Source organism: Actinophytocola sp. (assembly GCF_036402745.1).
Lineage (GTDB): Bacteria > Actinomycetota > Actinomycetes > Mycobacteriales > Pseudonocardiaceae > Actinophytocola.
Window position 1 is genome coordinate 1 of the sequence record NZ_DASWSJ010000173.1, and the last position, 25,332, is coordinate 25,332.

Here is a 25,332-nt window from a genome sequence, read left to right on the forward strand (position 1 = left end):
GAATGCCTGGAGCGAGCCGACGCTCGGGGCAGCGCGATGGGCAGCTTCCGGCTGGGGTTCCTGCTTTCCGAGGCCGGTGAGGACGGCGAGCCCGCGTACCGGCGCGCGGTCGACCGCGGCAGCACGTGGGCGGTGTCGAACTTGGCGACGATCCTGTTGCGGCGCGAGGATCACGCGGGCGCGCGGGAGATCTACGAGCACGCCGTCGACGCCGACGATCCGGCGGCGGCCACGGAGGCGCGCCTGCAGATCCGCCGGCTCGACGCGGTGCTCGCCGGCCGCGCCGAGGCGATGCTCGAACAAGCCGCCGCCCTGGGAAACCACCGCGCGGCCCACGACCTGGGCGAGATGCGGTCCACCCGCGGCGACCACGCGGGCGCCCTGAAAGCCTTCCGCCAGGCCGAGACCACCACCGACCCGGACCTCCGCGCCTCGGCGCGGCGCCGGATCACCGACCTCACCGCCCCGTAGCGAGGATCTCGTCGATCACGTGACGGTCGTCCCACGCGGCCGTGTCGACGATCCGTGCGGCTCCTCGATCGCGGCCCGGCGATACGCGTCCCTCGTCGGCAAGCGGCACGCCGCGGCCCGCGGGTGGGCTGCCGGCAGGGTCGATGCGGCGCAGCGCGGTGGCGGCGCCGGGTTCCCCTCGTGCGAACGGCGGCGGGGACGGCCACCGGGAGCGCGGACGCAGGCACGGCGGCCACGGCTGCTCGATGTCCACAGTGGACACGGCGGCGGGGATGCGGGGCAGCCGGACGGCGAGGTCCGCGCCGAGCCGGAACATCGCGTTGTCCGTGCCGGCGGACTCGACCGGGAGACCGGAAGGCCCGCCCACCGCGGGAACCGGGTGCGAGGAGCCGGCGCACGAGTGGGGACGCCGGTGGACCTCGTCGGCGTGCTTGCGGCCGCGGTCACGGGGGGCCCGGAAAGAAGGGCCCCGCGGTGCTGCCAGGTCGGGGGTCCGCCAGCACCGCGGGGTCATCCGGGTCATCGTGGCCCACCACGGTCGTGTTACACCCCGCCGCGGATCCACTGTGGATTTCTCAGCGGAGGTCGTCCGGGTCGACCGGCGCACCGCCGCGGACCAGCTCCTGGATGGGCCCGACGCCGTCGTCCCAGAGGTTGACGTGCATGCCCGCGACGACCCGACCGCCGGCGAGCCAGTAGGCGCGGAAGGCCTGGCCGGCGACGTCCCCGCGGGTGACGACCTCGTCGTAGCCGCCGGGGGCGAACCAGCCGGTGAACTCCATGCCGACGTCGTACTGGTCGGAGAAGAAGTAGGGCAGGTCGTCGTAGGTGACGTCCTGGCCGAGCATGCCCTTGGCCGCGGCGGGGCCGCCGTTGAGCGCGGTGGCCCAGTGCTCGACGCGGATCGGCCTGCCGTAGACCGAGCTCGGGCTGCTCGCGATGTCGCCGGCGGCGTAGATGTCCGGGTCCTCGGTGCGCAGCGAGCTGTCGACGAGGACGCCGTCGTCGACCTTGAGGCCGGCCTCCTCGGCGAGCTCGGTGTTGGGCCGCGCGCCGATCCCGACGATGACCAGGTCCGCGGGGATCTCGCCGTCGTCGGTGAGGACGGCCTCGACCCGCCCGCCGCCGCGGAACCCGGTGACGCCGACACCGAGCCGGAGGTCGACGCCGTGCGCGCGGTGGACGTCGGCGAAGAAGCCGCCCATCTCCGGGCCGAGCGGCACGTGCAGCGGCGTGGACTGCGGCTCGACGACGGTGACCTCGCTGCCCTTCTGCCGGGCCGCGGCGGCGGTCTCGAGCCCGATCCACCCGGCGCCCACGACGACGACCCGGCCGCCGCGGGCGATGTCCTCGCGGAGCTTGTCGGAGTGCGAGAGCCGGCGCAGGTAGTGCACGCCGTCGAGGTTGTTGCCGTCGACCCGCAGCCGCCGCGGCGACGAGCCGGTGGCCAGGAGGAGCTTGGTGTAGGCGAGCCGCTCCCCGCTGTCGAGCTCGACCTCGTGCGCCGCGCGGTCGATCCGGGTGGCCCGGCGCTTGAGGAGCAGCTCCACCGAGTTGTCGGCGTACCACCCCTGCTCGTGGACGAAGACGGTGTCGCGCTCCTGGTCGCCGAGGAGGTAGCCCTTCGACAGGGGTGGCCGCTCGTAGGGCCGGTCCGGCTCGGCGCAGACGAGCACGACCCGCCCGTCGAACCCCTCCTCGCGCAGGGTCTCGGCAGCCTTGGCGCCGGCGAGCCCGCCGCCGACGATGACAAACGTATCGGCCATGTCCGTCACTTGTCCGTTCCCTCGATGTCACGTAACGCCGACTCTAGAAGGCGACCGCTCCTGCCGCTCTGGTCACGTCCGGCACGACTGATCACGTCCGGCACGCCCGGACGGTTCAGTTGGCGGCTGATGCTGACCCTCTGGTCCACGCCGACCGGGCTCGAGTGCTCCATGCGCGGGACACGGCCCTGCCGATGGTCACTGACCGTGGTCGCGGCGGAGTCATGGACATCGTGCGGTGGGCCAATCGGATTATCGGAATTCCCCGCTTGTTCGCCGCCCTCGACGAGTTGCCCGCCGCGCATCGCGGTGCCGGTTCAGGATATTCGGTGCACGTGCGGACGCCCGCGTCATTCGCAATATCAATTGCACGTGCGGGAAGAAGACGAACAGACGAAAATGATACCAATTCCGGCCGGGACAATACAATGGGTCGGCCGGGTAACTCGCCCGGCGGATCCGGCGGTGCGACGAGGCGTCCTCGAGGAGCGGGAAACCGCTGAAATCGGACTCCCGGGCGGTGCCGTCGGGAGGATATTCCGCGGCCGCGCGGACCGATCGGGCGCGCCAGTTGCGCTTCGGTGGGCCTCGGCGCGGCCGGCCACGCGGAGGGCGTCAGGCGGCCAGCAGGCGGCGCTGCCACGCCCGCGGCGATGAGCACGGCTCGACACCGACCGTCACATCGACCTGTCGGTGCGTGCCTACGTACATCCGTCAGTTGACCGATGTCTCAGGGTGTCGAGGGGTCAAGAGTTGCTGAGGTCCGACATTGATGAACGAATACGGTTCGTGGGGTGAAGATGCGGTGACCGCTCCGGACTGGCATGACGAGCTGGTGCTCGTAGCCGAGCTGGCCAGCGTCAACAACCAGATTGCCCGGTTCGTACTTCGGCTCCTCGACGCGGATGCCGGACGAAAGGAGCAAGTAGCCGCGGCGGACGAGAGCCACCTGGGTGGCCGCCTTGTCGACCTGGGCTACGCACTGCAGAATCGAGCAGTGCACCGAGACGCGGGCCGGGACGACGATGCAGCCAACATCGTCGACCCGGACCCGCGACCTCGGCCGCTCCCGCTGGAGGGACTCTTGAACCGCGCCAGATGTGTCAACCATTGAGCGGTCCATTTGTCCGGTCAGTTATATGTCATCCCCGGGGTGACGCCGTTGTACGTCATCCCGGGGGTGTCGACCGCTGCGGCCACACCTACGGCCGCAAACGTCGCCAGTACCGCGAGAACGAACGCCACTACCATTCGCGAGATTCGCATCCCTGCCTCCCGACTTTTCACAACAGAGGAATGGACAATCTGACTGGCAGGCATGCCTTGGTGGAAATTTTGGGTAGGAGAGGCGCCCCAACTTATTGGTTCCAAGAAAACTATCGCATGCCGTTGAGAATTACGTGATAACCGAATGCTAACGACCGGCTAACGACATGCACCTGTGTGTCAGATGACGCGGAACGCCCGAACGTGTCCCTCTAGGCATTACCGCCCGGATGGCCGATGTTCACGGCCACGCCAGGTCATAGTGTCGAACCATGCCGGGTGATGCTTGTGCGCTCGTTGGACGGGACGCCGAACTCGCCCGACTCGTAGCTTGGACCGACGACCTCGTCGAGGGAACCGGACAAGCGGTGTTGATCGAGGGCGAACCCGGCATCGGCAAGTCGTCCCTTGCCCGGGCCGCAACGCTTGCCGCCGAGCAGCGCGGGTTCCAAGTCTATCTGGCCGAAGGCGACGAGCTGGGCCAGGAGCTCCCCCTGCAGCCACTGCTCGATGCGTTGCTGGCAAAGGAATCCGCCGGCGAGCGGCGGCTCGCGACCATCCTTCGCCTGCTTCGGGGGGAACTCACCGGCGCCGCCGACCCGATCGTCGCCGCCGCCGAGCAGATGCTCACGCTGATGGCGGAGCTGTGCAGCGCCGCACCCACCGTCCTCGTCGTCGACGATCTGCAATGGGCCGACCAGGCCACCATCGGGGTCTGGGAATGGCTTGCCCGTTCCGTCGATCGCTCGGCCCTGCTGCTGATCGGGGTTGTCCGGCCGGTGCCCCAGCGTGACGAGCTACTCGCGGTGCGGCGGGTGGTCGGCGAGGGCAGGATCATCCGGCTCGGTGGGCTGCCGGCCCCGGCTGTGGCCGATCTCGTCACCGAGATCTCCGACGGCAAGCCCGGCGAGGACCTGCTCCGGCTCGCCGACGACGCCGCGGGCAACCCGCTCTACCTCACCGAGCTCATGGACGCGCTCGTCCGCTCGCAGCGCCTGAAGGTCACCGACGCCGGGGTCGTGGAGGTGACCAGCGGTCCGGTGCCGAACTCGCTGGTGGCCGCGATCGCGCACAGGCTCGACTTCCTCCCCAAGGAGGTCCGCTCGGTCCTGCAGGCCGCGGCACTGCTGGGCGTGGACTTTCTCGTCTCCGACCTCGCGATCGTTCTGGACTGCCGGATTCCCGAGCTCGTTCCCGCCATCGAGGAGGCCCGCACCGCGGGGGTTCTCAGGGACGCGCGGGAGCGGCTCGCGTTCCGGCACCCGTTGATCCGTACCGCGCTGTACGACGACATCGCCGCGGCGATCCGCCCGGCCTGGCACGCGGACGCGGCGAAGGCACTCGCCAAGGCGGGCGCACCGATTCAGCGAGTCGCCCGGCAGCTGCTGCAGGCGATCAGCGTGCCCGGCGCCGGCCCGTTGGACGACACGCTGCTGACCTGGCTGGCCGACGCCGCGCCGACGCTCGTCGCGCAGGCCCCGAAGACCGCGATCGAGCTGCTGCGTCAGGCGTCCCGCCGGTGCCCCGCCACCACCGCCCGCGGCGCGGTGCTCGCCAGCCGGCTTGCCGACGCCCTCTACCGGGCCGGCGACTGCGCCGACGCCGAGCGGGTCGCCACCCGGGCCATGTCCGTGGTCACCAACTCCGACCTGCTCGTCGACCTGCACTGGACGGTGACCCAGTGCCGGGCGCTGGAAGGAAAGTCGGACGAGTCCCTCGAGTCGTTGGCCGAGACGCTCGCCATGCCGGATATCTCCGCGCAGCAGCGGGCGCGGTTGCTGGTGCTACGGGCGCGGGTGCACCGGGACCTCGGTGAGGTGATCGTCGCCGGGGACGTCGCCACCGAAGCACTTGCCACGGCCGAGCGGGCGGGCGACCGCTGGGCACTCGGCTGGTCCCTGCACGTGTTGATCATTGTGTCGATGATGCGCGGTGACATGGCCGCCGCGCTGCCCCTGTTCAACCGGGCGCTCGATGTCGTGGCCGACGACACCGCGCTCACCGATCTCGCGCTGTTGTTGCAGGTCAACCAGGCTGTGGCGCTCGGCGACCTCGACCGGTACAAGGAGGCGCTGCACGCCGCCGAGCGGGTGCGTGACCTCGCGGACAACACCGGCAGCCTCGTGCGGCTCGCGCAGGCGCAGAGTGCGCTGGGCACGCTCCTGTTCGAGGTCGGCCGGTGGGACGACGCGCAGGCCGAGGTCGAGAACCTGTCGGACGACTTCAAGGATCCGAGCGTGACGTGTTGCGACCGCGGGGTCGCCGCGACGATCGCGTTCCACCGGGGCGATCCGGACACGGCGCGGCAGCATCTGAGCCTCGCGGCGCCGAGTGCGGAGAAGATCGGGAACCGCGTCGTGGCGTCGTTGGCGCTCGCGCGGAGCCTGGATCACGAGATCTCCGACGAGCCGGCCGAGGCGCTCGCGGTGCTCACCGCCGGTGTCACGAGCCACGCGGAGGAGCTCGACGAGATGGAGGACCTGCTGCCCGAGGCCGCGCGGCTGGCGGCGCAGACCGGCACCGCGGACGCGGCGGCCGACATCGCCACGCAGGCCGCCACCCTCGCGCGACGGTCCCAGGTGCCGCACCGGCTGGCGGCGGCCGCGTACTGCCGCGGGCTGCTGGACGGCGACCCCGCCCTGCTGCAGGACGCGGCCGAGCGCTACGACGACGCGGGCCGTCCCCTGCTGCGCGCGAAGGCACTGGAAGCGGCCGCCATCGGCTACGCCACCCGGGGCGATCGTGGCTCCGCCCGCAAGGCGTTCACCCGGGCGGACGACCTGTACGACGGCCTGGGCGCGAACTGGGACCTGGCGCACCTGCGCGCACAGCTCCGCCGCCACGGCATCCGCCGCGGTCCCCGCTCGAAGCACCGCCAGGACCGCACCGGCTGGAACAGCCTCACCCCCACGGAGACGAAGGTCGCCGGCATGGTCGCGGCGGGGCTGCCGAACCGCCAGATCGCGGAGCACCTGGTCCTGTCACCGCGGACGGTCGGCACGCACGTCTCCCACATCCTGGCGAAGCTGAGCGTCCGCTCCCGCATCGACATAGCAAGAGAAGCCGCCGAACACGACAAGATCCCGACCTGACCGTCGGCGCCGCCCCGCCACCCGCCCGGGTCCTGGCGCCAACGGCGGCACTTCCGCCAGAGCGCCGGATCGGCTCGACGAGCGCGCCGAACGGGTCCGCGGCGGAGCCGGTCATCGCGGCCGGCTCCGGTCCTTACCGGCCGCTCACGGGCCTGCGACCCGGCCGACCAGGGTGTCGCCGACCGTCGTGACCAGGTCCTCGATCGCGGTGCCGTCCATCGTCGGCGGCTGCAGCACCAGGCGGTGCACGCCGAGGTCGGCGTAGCGGCGGACCGTGTCGGCGTCCGGGGTGCCGGGTGGGGTGATCGTGACCTCCAGCTCGCCGAGCGCGGCCGGGCGCTCGTGGCGGGCGGCGGTCTCGCGCAGCGCGGCGAGCGACGCGGCCGTGCGCTCGAGGTCCAGATCCCAGCCGTACCAACCGTTTCCGGACCGGACCGCGCGGCGGTAGGCCTGCGGCGCGTGGCCGCCGACGATGATCGGCGGGTGCGGGCGCTGCGCCGGCCGCGGCCGCTGCTGCACGCCGGCGAACGAGACGAACTGCCCCGTGAACGACGGCACCGGCTCGTCCCACAGCGCACGCATCGCCGCCAGGTACTCGTCCGTGCGCGCCGCCCGGTCGGCGAGCGAGGCGCCGAGCGCGGTGAGCTCCGGCTCGACGTAGCCGACACCGATGCCGACGGTCAGCCGGCCGCGCGACAGGACGTCGATCGACGACAGCTGCTTGGCCAGCAGCACCGGCTGGCGCTGCGGCAGCACGAGCACGCCGAACCCCAGCCCGATCCGCGTGGTGACCGCGGCGAGGTGGGCGAGCGTGACGACGGCCTCCAGGCGTGGCTGGTCGGCCGGATCGCCGTCCTCGCCGACCGGCAACGCGATGTGGTCGCCGACCCAGAGCGCGTCGAAGCCGGCCTCCTCGGCCAGCCGGGCGCGGCGGACGAGCGTGTCCGGATCCGCGCTGCTTCCCCTGTGCAGTCCGTACAGTGCGAGCTTCATGACGTGCAGTCAACACCGTGCGGCACACTTCGGGTCAACCCGCTTGACGGTGGTGAACCTGCCCGGTGCCCAGTCCACGGCACCGCCACCACCGAGCACGTTGTCGCCTCGATCTGTTGCGCCGCAAGCCATCCGGGCAGCCCGGTGACCACCCAGCCGCACCCGAGGTGAGCCGACGCCAGGCCGCCGCGATCCCGTTCCCTGGCCGTGAGCGGGATCGTGGCGGCGCGACCCCCGAAGTGAGTCAGTTCAGGTACTTCGGGTCCGGGGGTGGTACGGGCTGGTCCGGCTTGCCGGCCAGGATCGTGGACATCGCGGTGAAGTACGGGGGTGCGGCCACCGTCCCGCCGAAGGCGCCGTTGCCGCAGGTGCCCAGGTGGACCGGGGGGCCCGGGCACAGCTCGCGCGGGTTGGGGCCGTCGGCGAAGACGAGGGAGGAGACCGCGTAGCCGTCGGTGCCGCCGACGAACGCGACCGACTCGCTGTTCTGGGTCGTGCCGGTCTTGCCGATGCCCGGGCGGGTCCAGCCGGCCGCGGACGCGGAGGCGGCCGTCGTCCCGCTGGTGGTGTCCTGGCTCAGGCCCGCCATCAGCGTGTCGGCCAAGCCCTGGGGCACCGCCTGCTCGCACGGGGCCGACGCCACGTCGACCGGGTGGCCGAAGCGGTCGACCACCGACAGGATCGGGTTCGGCGGGCACCACGTGCCGCCGCTCATCAGCGTGGCCGACACGTTCGCCAGCTCCAGCGGACTGACCGGACTGTTGCCCAGCGTGAACGACGGCTTGTCCTGGAAGTACGTCGACTGCGGCTGGTTGCGCTGCGGGTCCTGCGACTTGGCGTCCGGCGCGCTGCCCGCGTCGTTGGTGCGCAACGTGGTCCGCAGGCCGAGCCGGTTGGCCATGTCCAGCACCGCCCGCATGCCGACCTGGGTCTCGAGCCCGACGAACGCGGTGTTCGGCGACGTGGCGAGGCCGTCGGCGAGGGTGATCGGGTCGGGGTAGCTCCCGTCGTTGTGCACCGGGTAGCAGGCCCGGCCGGGCAGGTTGAAGCAGCCGGTCGACGGGTTGGGCAGCGGCGTGTTGAGCCCGGCCTTGCCCGACTCGAGCGCGGCGCCGGCGGTGAAGATCTTGAACACCGACCCCGCGCCGAACGGGTCACTGACGTCGGCGACCAGGTTGCTGGTGGTCTGCCCGCGCGAGATGTCCGTGCCCACGTTGCGGTTGGCGACCATCGCCAGCACCTGGTGCGACGTGGTGCCCGGCGCGACGATGGCCATCGTGTTGGCGACGCCGTCCTGGGTGGTGGGCACGTTGGCCTCGACCGCGCTCTTGGCCGCGGCACTCGCCGCCGGGTCCATCGTGGTGCGGATGGTCAGGCCGCCGCTGCCGAGCCGGTCGGCGCTGAGACCGGCGGAACGCAGGTAGCTCAACGCGTACTGGCACAGGAAACCGGCATTCGGCGCGGCACCGGCACACGTGCTCGACGGCACGGCCGGGCCGTTCGGCAGCACGCCGAGCGGCGCCTTGCGCGCGGCGTCCGCGGTGGGGCCGTCGATGGCGTGCGTGGTGACCATCGCGCCGAGCACGATGTTGCGACGGGTGAGCGCCGCCTGCGGGTGCGCGTAGGGGTCGTAGATGGTCGGGTTGTTGAGCATGCCGGCGAGCAGCGCGGCCTGGGGCAGCGTGAGCTTGTCGGCGCTGGTGCCGAAGTACGCGTGCGCGGCCGCGGCGACGCCGTAGATGCGGCCGGTGAACTCGACGACGTTGAGGTAGCCGGCAAGGATGTCGGCCTTGCTCATCTGCTGGTCGAGCTGGATCGCCGAGCGGGCCTCGCGGATCTTGCGGGTGAGCGTGTTGGCGCGGTCGCCGGCCTGCGCGGTGGGGTTGTTCCGGTTGACGACGTTGATGAGGTAGTTCTTGACGAACTGCTGGGTGATCGTGGAGCCGCCCTCGGTGGCGCCGCCCGAGACGTCGTTGATCAGCGCGCGGAGCACGGCGGTGGGGTCGACGCCGTGCTCGGAGTAGAACCGGCGGTCCTCGATGGACACCGCGGCGGCCTTCATCACCGGCGCGATCTGGTCGGCCGTGACCGGTAACCGGTACTGGTCGAACACGGTGGCGATCGGCGTGCCGTTGCGGTCGGTGAGCGTGGTGACCATGGGCACGTCGCCGGCCACGGACGCCGGCGTGATCTGCGCCGCGGACGCGGCCACCTGTGCCGCCACCGCACCGCCACCGAGGACGAACGGCGACACCAGCGCCGCGAGGAGCACGCCCGCGAGCATGCAGGCGCCCCCGAGCCGAACGAGCTTGCGCATGTCTCCCCTCCCGCGCCCACGATCCGCCGCGAACCTGAGGAGAAACTGTGAGGCTGCTGAGGAATCCTGATCAGTACAGTGGCGCGATGGGTGTAGCGCTGGTGACCGGGGCGGGTCGCGGGCTGGGGGCGGGCATCGCGCGCCTGCTGGCCGCGCGCGGCTGGACCGTGGCGGTGAACGACCTGCCGGGCCGCATGTCCGACGTGCTGTCGAGGATCACCGAGGAGGGCGGGACCGCGCTGGCCGCGCCGGCCGACGTCACCGCCGAGGACGAGGTGCGTGCCCTGGTCGAGGAGGTGGGCCCGGTCGACGTCCTGGTCGCGAACGCCACGGGCCCGCAGCCCGTGGTGGAGCTGGCGAAGCTCACCTGGCGCACGCACCTCGACCAGCTGGAGTTCTTCGTGAAGAGCCCCACGCTGCTGGCCCAGGCCGTGCTGCCCGGGATGAAGGAGCGCGGCCGCGGCCGGATCGTCCACATCGGATCGGACATGCCCGACCGGGCGCTGCCGGGCTGGTCCGCGTACTCGGCGGGCAAGGCGGCGCTGGCGGCGCTCACCCGGGTGTGGGCCCGCGAGCTGGGCCAGCACGGCATCACGGTGAACCTGGTGGCCCCGGGCTGGATCCCGGTGGAACGGCACGCCGACACCCCGGCGGACGAACAGGACGCATACGTCGCCGACGTCCCCTTGGGACGAATCGGCACCCCGGCCGACATCGCGTCGACCGTCGCCTTCCTGGCCTCCGACGACGCCGCCTTCGTCACCGGCCAGTGCCTCACGGTCAACGGCGGCCACACCTATCCCCGCTGAGCGTGCGGTCGGCCGTCCGATGCGGTGATCAGGAGCCGGCGGGACGTCCCCACCCGGCTACTCGACGCCGGGTTCACCTTCCGGTTCCCCACCTGGCCCGAAGCCGCCCGCGAGCTGACCCACCGCCGCCCAGGCCGGAGCGGACAGTAGCTCGCGGGACCGGGTGAACAGGGCGTGCAGGTCCGCGCCGTAGCGGGCGGCCAGGTCGGCGTTGTGCGCCAGCACGTCCAGCTCGTTCGCCGCGGTGATCTCCATGAACGCGCACAGCTCCGGGTCCGCGGGCACCGACGAGCGGCCGGTGAACCGGTCCCGGAAGACCACCCGGCCGGAGCCGAGCTGCGGGTACACGTACCCGCGGTCGCAGCTCGCGTACAGGTAGACCAGGGCCTCGGCCCGCTCGCCGATCAGCGCGGCGAGCTCCTCGCGCTGGGTCACGGCCAGCAACGAGGAGCCGAAGCCGTCGGTGCCGTAGGTGGCGTGGCACAGCCCCGCGGCCGCCACGTCGGGATCCGCGCCCCACCCGTCCAGCACCCGGGCGACCCGCTGCAGGTGTGCCAGCAGCGTGCCGCCCGGGTGCTCGATCGAGCCGGCCCCGTGGGAGCGCAGGAACTCCTCGGCCGGTGCCATGTCAGCCGGCGGCGGCGAACTGGGCGGAGTAGAGCCGGAAGTACGCACCGCGCCGCTCGAGCAGCTCGTCGTGCGTGCCCTGCTCCACGATCTGCCCCGACTCCATCACGAGGATGAGGTCGGCGTCGCGGATCGTCGAGAGGCGGTGCGCGATGACGAAGCTGGTCCGCGACGAGCGCAGCGCGGCCATCGCGTGCTGCACCAGCGACTCGGTCCGCGTGTCGACCGAGCTCGTCGCCTCGTCCAGGATCAGCAGCGACGGGCTCGCGAGGAACGCCCGGGCGATCGTCAGCAGCTGCTTCTCACCGGCGCTGACGTTGGTGCCCTCCTCGTCGATCACCGTGTCGTAGCCGTCGGGCAGCGTGCGCACGAACCGGTCCACGAACGTGGCCTTCGCCGCCTCGATGATCTCCTCCTCGGTGGCGGCCGGCTTGCCGTAGGCGATGTTGGCCCGGATCGTGCCGCCGAACAGCCACGTGTCCTGCAGCACCATGCCCACCTGCGACCGCAGGTCCTCGCGCCGCAGCCGGGTGATGTCCACGCCGTCGAGCGTGATCCGGCCCGCGTCCAGCTCGTAAAACCGCATGATCAGGTTGACCAGCGTCGTCTTCCCCGCCCCGGTCGGCCCGACGATCGCGACCGTCTGCCCCGGCTCGGCGACCAGCGACAGGTTCTCGATCAGCGGCTGCTCCGGCCGGTAGGAGAACGAGACGTTCTCGAACTCGACCCGGCCCCGCCGCTCCGCCGGCAGCGACGCGTCCGCCGGGTCCGCCGACTGCTCCTCGGCGTCCAGCAGCTCGAACACCCGCTCCGCCGACGCCACCCCGGACTGCATCAGGTTCGCCATCGACGCCACCTGGGTCAGCGGCTGGGTGAACTGCCGCGAGTACTGGATGAACGCCTGCACCTCGCCCAGGCTCATCGCGCCCGAGGTGATCCGCAGGCCGCCGACCACGGCGACCACGACGTAGCTGAGGTTGGACAGGAACATCATCGCCGGCATGATCAGCCCGGAGATGAACTGCGCGCCCTGCGCAGAGCCGAACAGCTCCTCGTTGCGGCGGCGGAACTCCTCCTCGGACTCCTTCTGCCGCCCGAAGACCTTCACCAGCTGGTGCCCGGTGAACGACTCCTCGATGTGCGCGTTGAGCGCGCCGGTCTGCTTCCACTGCGCGACGAACTTCTTCTGCGCACGCTTGCCGATCTGCCCGGTGAGGATCACCGACAGCGGGATGACGGCCAGCGCGATGAGCGCCAGCAGCGGCGAGATCGTCACCATCATCACCAGCACGCCGACGACGGTGAGCAGCGAGGTGAGCAGCTGGCTCAGCGTCTGCTGCAACGTCGTGGAGATGTTGTCGATGTCGTTGGTGACGCGGGAGAGCAGCTCGCCGCGCGGCTGGCCGTCGAAGTACCGCAACGGAAGCCGGTGCAGCTTGGCCTCGACGTCCTCGCGCAGCCGGTAGACCACGCGCTGCACCACGCCGTTGAGCAGCCGCCCCTGGACCCAGCCGAACACCGAGGACGCCAGGTACAGCCCCAGCACCCAGGTGAGCACGCCGGCGAGCGCGCCGAAGTCGATGCCGGCGCCCGGGATGTGGCGCATCCGCGCGATGACGCCGTTGAAGATGATGTCGGTGGCGTGCCCGAGGATCTTCGGCCCCGCCACGGCGAACGCCACGCTGGTGACGCCGAGCGCGACGACGAACGCGAACGGGAACCGCTCTGGCTGCAGCCGGCCGGCCAGCCGCTTGGCCGACGGCCCGAAGTCCTTCGCCTTCTCGACGGGCATGCCCATGCCGGGCATACCCCGGCCGCCCATGGGCGGACGCGGCCTCGCCTGGGTCGTGGTACTCATGCGACCTGCTCCGGGGTGAGCTGGGACTCGACGATCTCGACGTAGGTCGGGCACGTGCCGAGCAGTTGGCGGTGGGTTCCGACGCCGACGATGGATCCGTTCTCCAGCACGATGATCTGGTCGGCGTCGAGGATGGTGGTGACCCGCTGCGCGACGACGACGACCGCCGCCTGCTCGGTGTGCGGGCGCAGCGCCGCGCGCAGCCGGGCGTCGGTGGCGACGTCGAGCGCGGAGAACGCGTCGTCAAACAGGTAGATCTCGGGCCGGCGGACCAGTGCCCGCGCGATGGACAGCCGCTGGCGTTGCCCGCCGGAGACGTTGGTGCCGCCCTGCGCGATCGGCGCCTCGAGCCCACCGGGCATCTCCTCGACGAAGTCGCGGGCCTGCGCGATCTCCAGGGCCTCCCACAGCTCGTCGTCGGTGGCGTCGGGGTTGCCGTAGCGCAGGTTGCTCGCGACGGTGCCGGTGAACAGGTAGGCCCGCTGCGGCACGAGGCCGATCCGGGTGCACAGCATGTCGGGGTCGAGCTCACGCACGTCGACGCCGTCGACGAGCACGCCGCCGCCGGTGACGTCGATCAGCCGCGGGATCAGGGAGAGCAGCGTGGACTTGCCCGCGCCGGTGCTGCCCACGATCGCGGTCATCCTGCCAGGCTCGGCCCGGAAGGAGACGTCCCGCAGCACCGGGTCGGCCGCGCCGGGGTAGCGGAACTCGACGTCGCGCAGCTCGAGCTCCGCGTGCCCGGTGACCTCGCGCACCGGCACCTTCGGCGGGACCACCGAGGACTCGGTGTCGAGCACCTCGTTGATCCGCTCGGCGCAGACGGCCGCGCGCGGGATCATTATCGAGATGAACGTGGCCATCATCACCGACATGAGAATCTGCAGCAGGTAGTTCAGGAACGCGGTGAGCGCGCCGATCTGCATCGCACCGGTTTCGACGCGGTGCGCGCCGAACCACAGCACGGCGATGCTGGACGCGTTGAGGATGAGCATCACGGTCGGGTACATCAGCGCCTGCAGCCGGCCGACGCGCAGCGCGGTGTCGGTGAGCGCGCCGTTGGCGTCGGCGAACCGGCGGCTCTCCGCGGGCTCGCGGACGAACGCGCGGACGACCCGGATGCCGGAGAGCTGCTCGCGCAGCACGCGGTTGACGTCGTCGATGCGGTCCTGCATCTTGCGGAACTGCGGGACCATGCGGGTGACGATGAGGCCGATGGAGATGATCAGCACCGGCACGCAGACCAGGAGCAGCCAGGACAGGCCGACGTCCTCCCGCAGTGCCATCACGACGCCGGCGACGCACATGATGGGCGCGGTGACGAACATGGTGCAGACCATCACGACCAGCAGCTGGACCTGCTGCACGTCGTTGGTGGTGCGGGTGATCAGCGACGGCGGGCCGAACCCGGCGACCTCGCGGGCGGAGAACTCGCCCACCCGGTGGAAGATCGCGGACCGCACGTCCCGGCCGAACGCCATCGCGCAGCGGGCGCCGAAGTAGACGGCGATGATGGAGCAGACGATCTGGACCAAGGTGACGGTGAGCATCCAACCGCCGGTGGACATGATGTAGCCGGTGTCCCCGGTGGAGATGCCGCGGTCGATGATGTCGGCGTTGAGGCTCGGCAGGTACAGCGAGGCGATCGTGCCGATCAGCTGCATGACGAGCACGGCGGTCAGTTCGCGGCGGTACGGCCGCAGGTAGGTGATGAGCAAGCGGCTGAGCAAAGTTCCCCCGTATGGAAACGATCCGTATCTAACATGGATAAGGTACGCTGCCCCCTACAAGAAACGCAACGTATCTTAAGAGGCCGGGTGACAGAGACGAGGTCCCGCCGCCGAGGCGCGGAGCTGGAGCACGCCATTCTGGACGCTGCGTGGGCGGAACTCAACGAAGTTGGCTACGCGGGCCTCACGATCGAGGCGGTCGCGGCCCGGGCCGGCACGAGCAAGCCCGTGATCTACCGGCGCTGGCCCGGCCGGGCGGAGCTGGTGCTCGCCGCGTGGGGCCGCCAGCGCCCGACACCGCAGGTGACGCCCGACACCGGTGCCCTGCGGACGGACCTCATCGCGCTCTTCACCCGCATCGCCCGCCGCGCGAACACCGTCATGACCGAGATGATCGCCGGCGTGATGGGTGAGGCGTTCCGGCACCCGGAGGTCGCCGCCCTGCTGCGGGAGCGGCTGAAGACCGCACCGCTGTCGGGCGTGGTGGGCACGATCGTCGACCGCGCGGTCGAGCGGGGCGAACTGCGGCCGGTGGACATGTCCGTGCGCGCCACCCGCCTGCCCCTGGACCTGGTCCGCGGCGAGTCGATCTTCACCGGCACGGCGGTCAGCGACGAGACGATCGCCGACCTCGTCGACAACGTCTACCTACCCCTGCTCCGCGGCCTGGCGGTCGACCGCCCTTAAGGCCTGTCTCGTAGATCATCGTGCGAAGTCCCGCGCCGACCACCGGAACCTCAGGGGACCGTGACGACACCCAACCACCACCCACCCCGATACCCACACCATTCGCCGGAACGCAACGCACACTTTAAATCCCGGGGAGGCGGACTAGGGCGGTGGCGAGCATCGGCTTCATCGTGCGGCTGAACTCCAGGTTCACGTGGTTCGCGTCGTAGTAGACGACCACGTTGCCCACCACCGCGTAGCAGTGGCGCCTGTCGCAGAAGTAGTTCGTCATGTCTACAAAGGACACGGCCGGGTTGCGGCTCGTCCGGGCGACCTCGGACAGGGGGTCCGGGGGTTGGGCCACCTTCCGGTCCACCGCGCACGCCTTCGGGTCGCCCGGGTTCAGGGTCACGCAGTCGCGGGCGCGGACCTCGCCGTTGAGCGGCGGGTCGGACACGACCACGACCCGAGCCCCCGCGTCGGTCCACCGCGCCCAGTACGGCTCGAGGCCGTCGCGGTACTGCTCGGTCTGGGTCCGTCCAGTGCCGTCGTCGGCGAACTCCTCGCGCGCGTAGAACGACACGAGCACGGCGGCCGGCTGGTCCTCGGCGATCACGTTGGCCATCCGGGCGTTCCAGTCCGTGCAGGCCTTCGTGCTCGACGCGGGCGCGGGGCCGTGATAGCCGGTGTAGGCGATGTCGGCGAACGGGCAGCCGCCGAGCACGGCGATCTTCAGCTTCCACTTGCGCTCGCGCGCGAGGTCGAACACCGGGCCCTGCCACTGCTGGGCATGCGAGTCACCGATGAGCCACACCACCTGCGCATCCGGCGCGCCGCCGCTGAAGTCGCACAGCGAGCTGGTCTGCTTGTCGCCCACCTTGTACTGGTCGAGCATCGTGCACTCGGGGCTCAGGTGCCAGTACTCGTTGGCCGGGCCCATCTCGACGATCTGCGCGGGGCCGAGCGGGTCCCGGCAGCCGTACTCGGCCACCATCGCCCCGGCGCCGCGGCACGACCCCGCCGCGCGAGCCGCCGCCAGCGCGTCCCGCTCGGCCTGGGCGACGTGCCGGCCGTAGGTCCAGTTCAGCCCGTACGCCACCGCGCTGACCGCGACGAGCCCGGCGACCATGGCGGTGAACGTGAGCACGGTGCTGCGAGTCAGCGGCTTCCACGACATGCCGCGGTCCTCGACCACCACCTTCGACAGGAACGCCAGCACGACCGACGCGCCGAGGACGGCCAGCAGGTACGGCGTGGTCATCTGGCCGGCGCTCAGCAGCTCGCTCAGCGCGAACGGGGCGAGGATGATCAGCGGCCAGTGCCACAGGTACAGCGAGTAGCTGATGTTGCCGAGGAACTGCACCGGCCGGGACGCGGTGACCGCCGTGTGCCACTGCCGGCCCGGTCCGGACGCGATGACGAGCGCGGTGCCCACCGTCGGGACGAGGGCGAGGAAGCCGGGGAACGGCGTGTGGTGGTCGTACATGATCGCCGACCCGATGATCATGGCGAAGCCGGCGAACGAGGCGATCCCCGCGGCGACCCGCGGGAGCGCGAGCCGCGACCCGGCCAGCGCGACGAGCGCACCGAGAGCGAACTCCCACACCCGAACGGGAGTGACGAAGTAGGCCTCATTGGGTGACGCCTGCGTGAAGTACACACTGAACGCGAGCGACGCGGCGCCGACGACCGCGATCCCGACGACCTGCGCCCGCCGCCGCCGGATGACGAACAGCAGGAGCAGCAGCAACGGCCAGAAGAGGTAGAACTGCTCCTCCACCGAGAGCGACCAGTAGTGCTGCACGGGACTGGCGGCCGCGTCGGCGGCGGAGTAGTCCACGGACTTGGCGGCGAGCAGCCAGTTCTCCCAGTACAGCCCGCTGGCGAACGCCTCCTGCGCGGTGGCCGCCCAGCGTGGGTAGGGCAGCAGCAGGTAGGCCGCGACGAGGGTGAACCCGAGCACGAGGAAGGCCGCGGGGAGCAGCCGGCGGATGCGGCGCGCGTAGAACCGGCCGAGCCGGACCCGCCCGGTGCTGACGATCTCCCGGTCGAGGTGCGAGCTGATCAGGAACCCGGAGATGACGAAGAAGACGTCGACGCCGACGTACCCGCCGGTGAGCCAGCCGGGCCAGAGATGGTTGAGCACCACCGCAAGCACGGCGACGGCGCGCAGCGCCTGCACGTCGGTCCGGAACCCCCGGGACGGGGCCGCCCCCTCAGCCGCCGAGGCGACAGACCCACGTCGCTTCTCGATGACCATGTCCACCTTGCCGACCCCCACGTATCACCCGAGTGGCGTACCCCCGACCGGGCACCATACCTGACCAGATCGAGCACCCGAGAACGCACCAGGGACGTGCACGTCTGCCCGTGGCCGCCGCGTCATCGGCCGCCACGCCAGGCACCGGACGGGTGCGTCACTCAGGTCGCGCGGTGAAGGTGTTGAGGAACGAGGTCCATCCGGCCGACGGCAAGCCCGCACCTCGCGCAGACGTTGCGGGGCAAGGGAACCGACGTCCGGACCGTCGACGTGCCGTGCGGTCACCTCGTCGCCGAGGAGCAGCCGGACGTGGTGGTGCGGGCGGTGACGGACCTGATCGGCCAGGGCCGACACCGGCCGGCCGGGCGCTGGGGGCCCGGCCGGCCGGTGACCCCGGTCAGCCGCGCAAGCGGGCCAGCGCCGCGTAGCTCTCCGCGGCGTATTCCAGGGACTGCGCGGGGTGCGCGGCGTCGCCTGGGGCGTTGTCCTGTTCGTACATCGGGTTGTGGTAGCCCCGGGCACCCATGTTCTTGAAGAAGTGCTGGTAGTCGATGTCGCCCTCGCCGAAGGGCACCATGTCGTAGCCGTCGGGGGTGGCCGTGTTCGAGTCGCCGTCCTTCGCGTGGAAGAGCGGGAAGCGCTTCGTCTGCTTCTGCACCACGGCCAGCGGGTTGAAGATGTCGGTCTGCACCGAGCCGTCGGGCGCGGTGTAGGTCTTGTGCCGGTACTGCGCGACGTGCGCCCAGTAGATGTCCATCTCCAGCCACACCGTCTTCGGGTCGCTGATCTTCAGGAAGTACTCGAGCTTGCGGATGCCCGACGACCGGGTCGGCCGGCCCTGCGCGTCCAGCGGGCCACTGTCGAGCAGGAAGTCGTACGCGTCGTGGTGGTTGTGGGTGTAGAGCTTGATCCCCTCACCCGCGGCGATCGTGCCCATCGCGTTCCACTTGTCCGCGGCGACGTCCCAGTCGGCCTTGTACGGGCTGCCCGTCGGGTCGCCGCCGGTGCCCATGTGGCCCATGCCGAGGATGTTCGCGATCTCCAGCTGGCGCTTGAACTCGTCGCGGTCGGGGGTGCTCAGCGGCCACGACGGCGGGATGAAGCCGTGGTTGCCCTGCGCCACGAGGCCGTTGTCGTCGAGCCAGCGGCGCAGCATGCGCGCACCCGCGACGGTGTTGAGGTTGGCCCCGCCCGGCGCGTTCGCGTGCTGGTTGTAGCCGGCGAACTCGACCTGCCGGTAGCCGATCTTGCCCAGCTCCTTGAACACCTCGCGGAAGCCGGAGGGCAGGGTGGTCGACAGCGGGTCGCGGCCTGTCGCGTCCCGCACGGTGTAGAGGATGATCCCGCGCTTCGCCGGCGACACCAGCACGCCCTTGGAACCGGCCGCACCGGCCGTCGCGGCGGGCGCGGCCTGGGCCAGCGGAGCCGTTGCCGAGAGGGCCGCGGCGGCGGCGACACCGGTGGTGGCGGCGCCGAGGAACTTGCGCCTGCTCAGGCCCAGTCTGCGTTGCAGGGTCTCCGCAGGTTCGACGTCTCTGTCGTACTCGCTCATCAAACTCCTACCTTCTCGCGATCGGAGTGCCCCCGAGCCCCGAACGACAGTAAGGCGACTTTTGCGCGGTCGTCAAGCAAAAGACGGAGGACAAACATACAAAATCGGGCACCTTCTAGACTGAAGGGGCGAAGATGGCCGAGAGTGACCGCGGAGGTTACGGAGCATGCCGGCAGATCGGGCGTTTCCGGACGGCCTCGCGGCGGGTCGCGGCGAGGTCTTCCAACTGCTGCGCGACGGCCGCCCGCGCACCCGGGCCGAGCTCTCGGCCGAGACCGGGCTCGCCCGCTCGACCATCGCCGAGCGCATCGAAACCCTGCTGGCGTCGGGACTTCTGCGGTCCGCGGACAAGGCCGGCTCCACCGGCGGCCGGCCGCCCACGATGTTCACGTTCAACCCCGCGGCCCGCGTCGTCCTGGCGGCCGACATCGGCGCCACGCACGCCAAGGTGGCGCTCACCGACCTGACCTCGGACGTGCTCGCCGAGCAGGAGACGAAGGTCGACCTGGCGATCGGGCCGGAGGCGGTGCTCGGCTACGTGGCCGAGGCCGGGCAGGAGCTGCTCGACCAGACCGGCCGGTCCGCGCGCGACCTGCTGGGCGTCGGGGTGGGCCTGCCGGGACCGGTGGAGCACTCGACCGGCCGGCCGGTGATCCCGCCGATCATGCCGGGCTGGGACGGGTTCGACGTCAAGGCGCACCTGCACGAGCGGCTCGGCGTCCTCACCCTCGTCGACAACGACGTGAACCTCATGGCGCTCGGCGAGCACAAGACCCACTGGCCGGACGCGCCGAACATGATGTTCGTCAAGGTCGCGACCGGCATCGGCAGCGGCCTCATCAGCGACGGCCGGCTGCACCGCGGCTCCCGCGGGTCCGCGGGCGACATGGGCCACGTGCAGGTCCCGCACGGGGTGGAGGTCCCCTGCCGCTGCGGCAACCTCGGCTGCCTCGAGGCGGTGGCGAGCGGCGCCGCGATCGCCGCCCGCCTCACCGCGGCGGGCATCCCCGCGCTGACGAGCTCGGACGTCGTGGCGCTGGCCCGCTCCGGCTCGGTGGACGCGGTGCAGCAGATCCGCCAGGCCGGCCGCGACATCGGCGAGGTCCTCGCCACCGCGGTGAGCCTGTTCAACCCGTCGGTCATCGTGGTCGGCGGCTCGCTCTCCCAGGCGGGCGAACACCTGATCGCCGGCGTGCGCGAGGTCGTCTACCGCCGCTCGCTGCCCCTCGCGACGACGGAGCTGCGGATCGTCCGGTCCCGTGCGGGAAACCGGGCGGGCGTGATCGGCGCGGCGACCATGGTCATCGACCACGCCCTGTCCCCCTTCGAGCTGGACGCCCTGCTCGACCGCTGACCCACCCGCATGGTCCGACCGTGGTGGTCGAGCCGGTCGCGCACGTCCGGGCGGGAACATCTGGGCGGGGGGCGTGGTTGTAGCGGATGGTCGGTGCGGTCCGTGTCCCCCGGGCCTCACCTATTGCCGTCACGGAATACCGTTTGGCTGGAGCCGTGTTCGTGCCTTTTCGCCGAGAGGCGACCGCCGCGCCGACCCCTCAAATTTTCTGTGCGCCTGTCACGCAAGTGCCTGTCCCGTCGCGTCTTCCCTTCGGCCGGGGGCGCGACGCGGTGGTAGAACGGCTGGCATGACGATGAAGGTGGCGTTGCTCGGCACGGGGCTGATGGGCGCGGGGATGGCCCGCAGCCTGGTCCGCGCCGGGCTCGAGGTGACCGTGTGGAACCGCACCGCCGACAAGGCCCGCCCGCTCGCCGAGGACGGCGCCGAGGTCGCGGACGACCCGGCGGCCGCGGTCGCCGGCGCGGAGGTCGTGCTCACCATGCTCTTCGACGCCGACGCGGTCACCGAGGTGATGGCCGCCGTGCTGCCGGCGTGCGAGCCGGACGCCGTGTGGGTGCAGTCGGGCACCGTCGGGATCGAGGCCGCCGAGGCGCTGGCCGAGCTCGCCGCGCGACACGGCATCGGGTTCGTCGACGCGCCGGTGCTGGGCACCCGCCAGCCCGCCGAGCAGGGCAAGCTCACCGTGCTGGCGGCCGCGCCGGTAGCGCTGCGCGAGCGGGTGGCACCCGTGCTGGACGCGGTCGGCGCGCGGACCGTGTGGGTCGGCGAGCGCCCGGGTGACGGCCACCGGCTCAAGCTCGTCGCCAACGCCTGGATCCTGTCGATCACCGCGGCGACGGCACAGAGCATCGCCCTGGCCGAGCGGCTGGGCCTGGACCCGCAGCGGTTCCTCGAGGTGATCGCGGGCGGCCCGGCGGACAGCGCCTACGCCCAGCTGAAGGGCAGGAACATGATCGCGGGCGACTTCTCCCCCGCGTTCACCCTCGGCGGCGCGCTCAAGGACGCCGAGCTGATCCTGGCCGCCATGCGCGACGCCGGCGTCGACGACCGGCTGATGCGGGCCGTCCACGCCCAGTTCCAGGCCGCCGCCGAGGCCGGCGACACCGACGAGGACATGGCTTCCGTCATCCGCGTCACGGCCAACCCGTCCGCCACCTGACGAGCCCGCGCGCCAGGTGGGTGCTCGGCGGTACTGTGCCGTGCTGTGAAGCCAGCCAGTGACGAGCGAACACCCAACTGTGGCGGGCACTTCGCGGAGCACCCGGACCGCGAGCAGCTCATCACGATCCGGTCCACCGATCGGGACGACGCGGTCGTCATCCATGTCGAGGGCGACGTCGACGGCCTGACCGCGGGGCGGCTGGCCACAGCCATCGCGGAGGCGTTCGACCGGCTCGGCGGGCGGCCGCTCGTCGTCGACCTCAGCAAGGTGGGGTTCCTCGGCTCCACCGGGCTGCGCACGCTGCGCGACAGCGCCACCGAGGCCGCGCGCAACCACGACATCCGCCAGCTGCGCATCGTCGTCGACGAGACGCGGCCGGTCATCCGGCCCATCGAGATCGTCGGGCTCGACCAGGTCCTCGAGCTGTTCCACACGGTCGAGGACGCCATCGCCAGCGGCGATCTGCACTAATGCCGCGTCCGGGAGGTCCCGGCACGTTTGTCGGCGGCCCAGCCGCCCGACAAACGCCCCGGTCCCCCTGGACACGGCACCAGTCCGCGAAGTTGGGACAATAGGACAGTGCCTCCGGACTCGGACCAGGACAAACGCCAGCAGCCGCACGGCACGGCGCGTCCCGAGCCTGTGGAGACCGCGCCCGCGACGGTCGAGTTCGCCCTCGCCGCCGACTGGGTCTCCCCCTCGGTCGCCCGCGACCGGGTCAGATCCTGGCTGCGTGCCCACCGGTGGTCGCCGTCGCACACCGACGACCTCGTCCTCGCCATCAACGAGGCCGTCAGCAACAGCATCGAGCACGGCTACGGCCTCGTCCCCCTGGACGGCGCGCAGCCCGCCCGGACCGACGGCGCGGTCGTCGAGGTCCGCGGGCGGCTCGTCACCGACCCGGACGGCAGCCGGCGCGTCGAGTTCACGGTGCGCGACCAGGGCCGCTGGCTGGCCCCGAGCACCGGGGCGACCAGCCGCGGCCACGGCGTCCGCCTCATGCGGGCGTGCGTGGACAACGTGACGATCGACCACGGCAGGCACGGCACCACCGTGGTGCTCCACAGCCGGCCGATGCCCCCGCCGCTGCGGTCGGTCTGATCGGCGGTGTGCGGCTCGCCGGACCGGGGTGGATGATGAGGCCATGTCTCGCGACCCGCTCGCTCCGGACGCCGTACCCGGCTCCGATCCCTTCGGCGTCACGGTGAACGTCGAGCACCGCGCCGGCGCGGTGGTGCTGCGGGTGGGCGGCGAGCTGGACATGCTCACCACCCCGAAGCTGCAGGCGTCGATCGCCGACGCGCTGCTCGACCAGCCCGCGGTCCTCGTGCTCGACCTCGCCAAGGTCACCTTCCTCGCCTCGAGCGCGATGGCGGCCATCGTCGAGGCGCACCAGGCCGGCGCCGACCGGACGGCCGTGCGCGTCGTGGCCGGCGGCCGGGAGACCGCGCGCCCGCTGGAGGTGGCCGGTCTCGACGGCTACCTCTCCGTGCACCCCACCCTGGACGCCGCACTCGCCACCTGAGCCGTTCGGCCCGTACCCGGAGGCTGCTGGCGCCGACCCCGCCGCACGCCGACCCGGACCGGCCGGTGCCGGGGTAGCGTTGAGCCAACGGGCCGGCCGGTGGCTGCGCGCACGCCGGGCCGTGAGGTGGCCGGTGTGGTCGCGGCCTCGGCCTTCAGAAGCGTAGGGTCAGCATTCCGGTTACCGTCTCTCTTCGCAGCCACGGCCTTCTCTTGCGCCGGAGGACCACCGACAACCAGCTCCATACCTCGTTCCTGGCGCCGGTATGGCGGAAGTAGGGGTGCCCTCATGGTGACCAGCGAGGACTGGGCCCGGGACAAGGTGGCGTTCGGCCTGGCCGAGCCGCCCTCGGACGCGGTGGGCGGCGGCCCGCTCGCGGCGCAGTTCGCCGTGCTCACCAGGAGACTGCTGGACGCGTCGAGCGTGGCCGAGGTGCTCGACCACGTGGTGCGGGCCGCTTACCACGTCGTGCCCGGCGCCGATCTCGTGTCGATCACCCTGCGGTCCGCGGACGGGACCTTCCACACGCCCGCCGAGACCGAGCCGGTCGCGAGCGAGCTCGACCAGCTGCAGTACACCACCGGCGAGGGGCCGTGCGTGGCCGCCGCCCTCCCGACCGGCCCGGCCCACATGCGCTGCGACAACCTCGCGCTCGAGCCGGTCTGGCCGCGGTTCGGCCCCGCCGCGGCCGCGCACGGGGTCCACGCGGTGCTGGCCGTGGCGCTGCTCCCCTACGCCACCCCGCCCCGGTACTCGGGCGCGCTCAACATCTACTCCCGGGTGCCCGGCGCGCTGGGTGCCGACGCGCACGAGGCCGCGCTGCTGCTGGCCACGCACGCCTCCCTCGCGCTCGCGGACACCATGGCGGTCACCCAGGCCGAGCTGCTCGCCGTCCAGCTGCGCGCGGCCGTCGACAGCCGGGACGTGATCGGCCAGGCGAAGGGCATCCTCATGAACCGCCGGGGCATCACCGCCGACGAGGCGTTCGACCAGCTGCGCCGGGTGTCCCAGGACCTCAACGTCAAGCTGGCCGACCTCGCCCAGGTCCTCGCCACCCGGCACACCGAGCTCGACCTGTCCGACCTCGACCGCAGGCGGTGAGCCGGCGCGGGGTCAGGGCTCGTCGTCCGCCGCGCCGAGCTCGACGCCGTGGGTCGTCACCGCCTCCGCGAGGTCGCGCAGCTTCACGTTGACGTCCTGGGAGGTGCGGCGCAGCAGGTCGAACGCCTCCTCCGCGCTGATCGCGCGCCGGGCCATGAGGATGCCCTTCGCCTGGCCGATCGCGTCGCGGCTGTCCAGCGCCCGGCGCAGCTGCTCGGCCTTGAGCTCGCCCCGGGTCACCGCCCGGGTCGTGGCGAGCGCGAGCGAGGCGTGCGTGGCCAGCAACAGCAGGACGTCCCGCTCGGCCGGCGCGATGCCGTGCGGGCGGCGCGAGTACACGTTGAGCGCGCCGGAAAGCTGCGGGCGCGCGGCGTCGGGCAGCAACGCCGTCGACACCAGCGAGCGGAACCCCAGCGCCGCCGCGGCCGGCCCGAACCGCGGCCACCTCGGGTCGGCGGCGAGGTCGTCGCTGGCGGCCATCGCCGGGCCGGCCGGGCGCGCGGCCTCGACGCACGCGCCCTCGCCGAACCGGTACTGCAGCTGGTCGAGGTCGCTCGCCACCCCGGAGGTCTCGACCGGGGTGTGGAACGCGCCGTCCGGGCTGCGCAGCGTGACGCTCACCAGGTCGGCGCCCGGCACGATCTCCCGGGCGGCGAACACCACCCGCTCCAGCACCGACACCACCGACCCGGAGTCCAGCAGTGCCCGGGTCAGCGACCCGAACTGCCGGCCCAGCCCGGGTCTTTCGCCGGCCACCTTCTCCCACTCGCTCAAGCC

At 71.7% G+C, this 25,332-nt stretch carries 21 protein-coding genes and 1 pseudogene; 12 read left to right on the forward strand and 10 right to left on the reverse strand.

Annotated features, from left to right (window positions below; all coding sequences use genetic code 11):
* The coding region (locus VGD70_RS17035) for a hypothetical protein (RefSeq protein WP_331082448.1) at nucleotides 1-471 on the forward strand (471 nt) is incomplete at its 5' end.
* Here VGD70_RS17035 and VGD70_RS17040 read toward each other — a convergent pair.
* Entirely contained in the window at nucleotides 458-838 is a 381-nt protein-coding gene (locus tag VGD70_RS17040) for a hypothetical protein (RefSeq protein ID WP_331082449.1), read from the reverse strand. The two genes, VGD70_RS17035 and VGD70_RS17040, sit on opposite strands and share 14 nt — an antisense overlap.
* A 208-nt stretch (nucleotides 839-1,046) precedes the next feature.
* On the reverse strand, nucleotides 1,047-2,237 hold the full coding sequence (locus VGD70_RS17045) for an FAD/NAD(P)-binding oxidoreductase (RefSeq protein ID WP_331082450.1): 1,191 nt from the start codon (nucleotides 2,235-2,237) through the stop codon (nucleotides 1,047-1,049).
* Between the two features lie 772 nt (nucleotides 2,238-3,009).
* On the opposite strand from VGD70_RS17045, the gene VGD70_RS17050 reads away from it, so the two are divergent.
* Nucleotides 3,010-3,351, forward strand: coding sequence for a hypothetical protein (locus tag VGD70_RS17050; RefSeq protein ID WP_331082451.1), 342 nt, complete (start codon nucleotides 3,010-3,012; stop codon nucleotides 3,349-3,351).
* A 424-nt stretch (nucleotides 3,352-3,775) separates the two neighbouring features.
* Nucleotides 3,776-6,595: a helix-turn-helix transcriptional regulator gene (locus tag VGD70_RS17055; protein ID WP_331082452.1), complete on the forward strand. Its 2,820-nt coding sequence runs from the start codon at nucleotides 3,776-3,778 to the stop codon at nucleotides 6,593-6,595.
* Between the two features lie 144 nt (nucleotides 6,596-6,739).
* Here the strand turns inward: VGD70_RS17055 and VGD70_RS17060 are convergent, their stop codons facing one another.
* Both VGD70_RS17060 and VGD70_RS17065 read right to left on the reverse strand, forming a co-directional pair.
* Nucleotides 6,740-7,588 (reverse strand): TIGR03619 family F420-dependent LLM class oxidoreductase, encoded by an 849-nt coding sequence (locus tag VGD70_RS17060; protein WP_331082453.1) that lies wholly within the window; start codon nucleotides 7,586-7,588, stop codon nucleotides 6,740-6,742.
* 244 nt (nucleotides 7,589-7,832) lie between these two features.
* Nucleotides 7,833-9,905, reverse strand: a complete 2,073-nt coding sequence (locus VGD70_RS17065; RefSeq protein ID WP_331082454.1) for a transglycosylase domain-containing protein — start codon at nucleotides 9,903-9,905, stop codon at nucleotides 7,833-7,835.
* A gap of 86 nt (nucleotides 9,906-9,991) precedes the next feature.
* Here VGD70_RS17065 and VGD70_RS17070 point away from each other — a divergent pair, with 86 nt between their 5' ends.
* Both VGD70_RS17070 and VGD70_RS36960 read left to right on the forward strand, forming a co-directional pair.
* Entirely contained in the window at nucleotides 9,992-10,714 is a 723-nt protein-coding gene (locus tag VGD70_RS17070; protein WP_331082455.1) for an SDR family NAD(P)-dependent oxidoreductase, read from the forward strand.
* 24 nt (nucleotides 10,715-10,738) lie between these two features.
* Nucleotides 10,739-10,864: a DUF1731 domain-containing protein gene (locus VGD70_RS36960; protein ID WP_414637983.1), complete on the forward strand. Its 126-nt coding sequence runs from the start codon at nucleotides 10,739-10,741 to the stop codon at nucleotides 10,862-10,864.
* Between the two features lie 264 nt (nucleotides 10,865-11,128).
* On the opposite strand, the pseudogene VGD70_RS36965 reads toward VGD70_RS36960, so the two are convergent.
* The 3 genes and pseudogenes from VGD70_RS36965 to VGD70_RS17085 all read right to left on the reverse strand — a co-directional run.
* Nucleotides 11,129-11,341 (reverse strand): annotated as a pseudogene (locus VGD70_RS36965) (DUF6817 domain-containing protein); the annotation flags it as partial.
* Nucleotide 11,342: 1 nt separating this feature from the next.
* Nucleotides 11,343-13,199: an ABC transporter ATP-binding protein gene (locus VGD70_RS17080; RefSeq protein ID WP_331082457.1), complete on the reverse strand. Its 1,857-nt coding sequence runs from the start codon at nucleotides 13,197-13,199 to the stop codon at nucleotides 11,343-11,345.
* The gene (locus tag VGD70_RS17085; RefSeq protein ID WP_331082458.1) at nucleotides 13,196-14,929 is read right to left on the reverse strand and encodes an ABC transporter ATP-binding protein; all 1,734 of its coding nucleotides are present in this window, start codon (nucleotides 14,927-14,929) and stop codon (nucleotides 13,196-13,198) included. Before VGD70_RS17085 ends, VGD70_RS17080 begins: the two co-directional genes overlap by 4 nt.
* Before the next feature lie 87 nt (nucleotides 14,930-15,016).
* On the opposite strand from VGD70_RS17085, the gene VGD70_RS17090 reads away from it, so the two are divergent.
* Nucleotides 15,017-15,616 (forward strand): TetR/AcrR family transcriptional regulator, encoded by a 600-nt coding sequence (locus tag VGD70_RS17090; protein ID WP_331082459.1) that lies wholly within the window; start codon nucleotides 15,017-15,019, stop codon nucleotides 15,614-15,616.
* Nucleotides 15,617-15,740: 124 nt separating this feature from the next.
* Here VGD70_RS17090 and VGD70_RS17095 read toward each other — a convergent pair whose 3' ends face one another.
* Nucleotides 15,741-17,879: an acyltransferase family protein gene (locus VGD70_RS17095; RefSeq protein ID WP_331082460.1), complete on the reverse strand. Its 2,139-nt coding sequence runs from the start codon at nucleotides 17,877-17,879 to the stop codon at nucleotides 15,741-15,743.
* Nucleotides 17,880-18,255: 376 nt separating this feature from the next.
* On the reverse strand, nucleotides 18,256-19,410 hold the full coding sequence (locus VGD70_RS17100; RefSeq protein ID WP_331082461.1) for a sugar phosphate isomerase/epimerase family protein: 1,155 nt from the start codon (nucleotides 19,408-19,410) through the stop codon (nucleotides 18,256-18,258).
* A 166-nt stretch (nucleotides 19,411-19,576) separates the two neighbouring features.
* Here VGD70_RS17100 and VGD70_RS17105 point away from each other — a divergent pair, with 166 nt between their 5' ends.
* The 6 genes from VGD70_RS17105 (at nucleotide 19,577) to VGD70_RS17130 (ending at nucleotide 24,555) form a co-directional block, all read left to right on the forward strand.
* On the forward strand, nucleotides 19,577-20,764 hold the full coding sequence (locus VGD70_RS17105) for an ROK family transcriptional regulator (protein ID WP_331082462.1): 1,188 nt from the start codon (nucleotides 19,577-19,579) through the stop codon (nucleotides 20,762-20,764).
* Nucleotides 20,765-21,053: 289 nt separating this feature from the next.
* A complete protein-coding gene (locus tag VGD70_RS17110; protein ID WP_331082463.1) occupies nucleotides 21,054-21,926 on the forward strand; it encodes an NAD(P)-dependent oxidoreductase in 873 nt (290 codons plus the stop codon).
* Nucleotides 21,927-21,971: 45 nt separating this feature from the next.
* Complete coding sequence (locus tag VGD70_RS17115; protein ID WP_331082464.1) at nucleotides 21,972-22,400, forward strand: STAS domain-containing protein; 429 nt, start codon at nucleotides 21,972-21,974, stop codon at nucleotides 22,398-22,400.
* Nucleotides 22,401-22,508: 108 nt separating this feature from the next.
* A complete protein-coding gene (locus tag VGD70_RS17120; RefSeq protein WP_331082465.1) occupies nucleotides 22,509-23,030 on the forward strand; it encodes an ATP-binding protein in 522 nt (173 codons plus the stop codon).
* A gap of 43 nt (nucleotides 23,031-23,073) precedes the next feature.
* The gene (locus VGD70_RS17125; RefSeq protein WP_331082466.1) at nucleotides 23,074-23,454 is read left to right on the forward strand and encodes an STAS domain-containing protein; all 381 of its coding nucleotides are present in this window, start codon (nucleotides 23,074-23,076) and stop codon (nucleotides 23,452-23,454) included.
* Nucleotides 23,455-23,742: 288 nt separating this feature from the next.
* On the forward strand, nucleotides 23,743-24,555 hold the full coding sequence (locus tag VGD70_RS17130) for an ANTAR domain-containing protein (protein WP_331082467.1): 813 nt from the start codon (nucleotides 23,743-23,745) through the stop codon (nucleotides 24,553-24,555).
* Nucleotides 24,556-24,567: 12 nt separating this feature from the next.
* Here VGD70_RS17130 and VGD70_RS17135 read toward each other — a convergent pair whose 3' ends face one another.
* Nucleotides 24,568-25,329 carry a GAF and ANTAR domain-containing protein gene (locus VGD70_RS17135; protein WP_331082468.1) on the reverse strand — a complete coding sequence of 254 codons (762 nt, stop codon included), beginning with the start codon at nucleotides 25,327-25,329 and terminating at the stop codon, nucleotides 24,568-24,570.
* Nucleotides 25,330-25,332 lie beyond the last annotated feature (3 nt).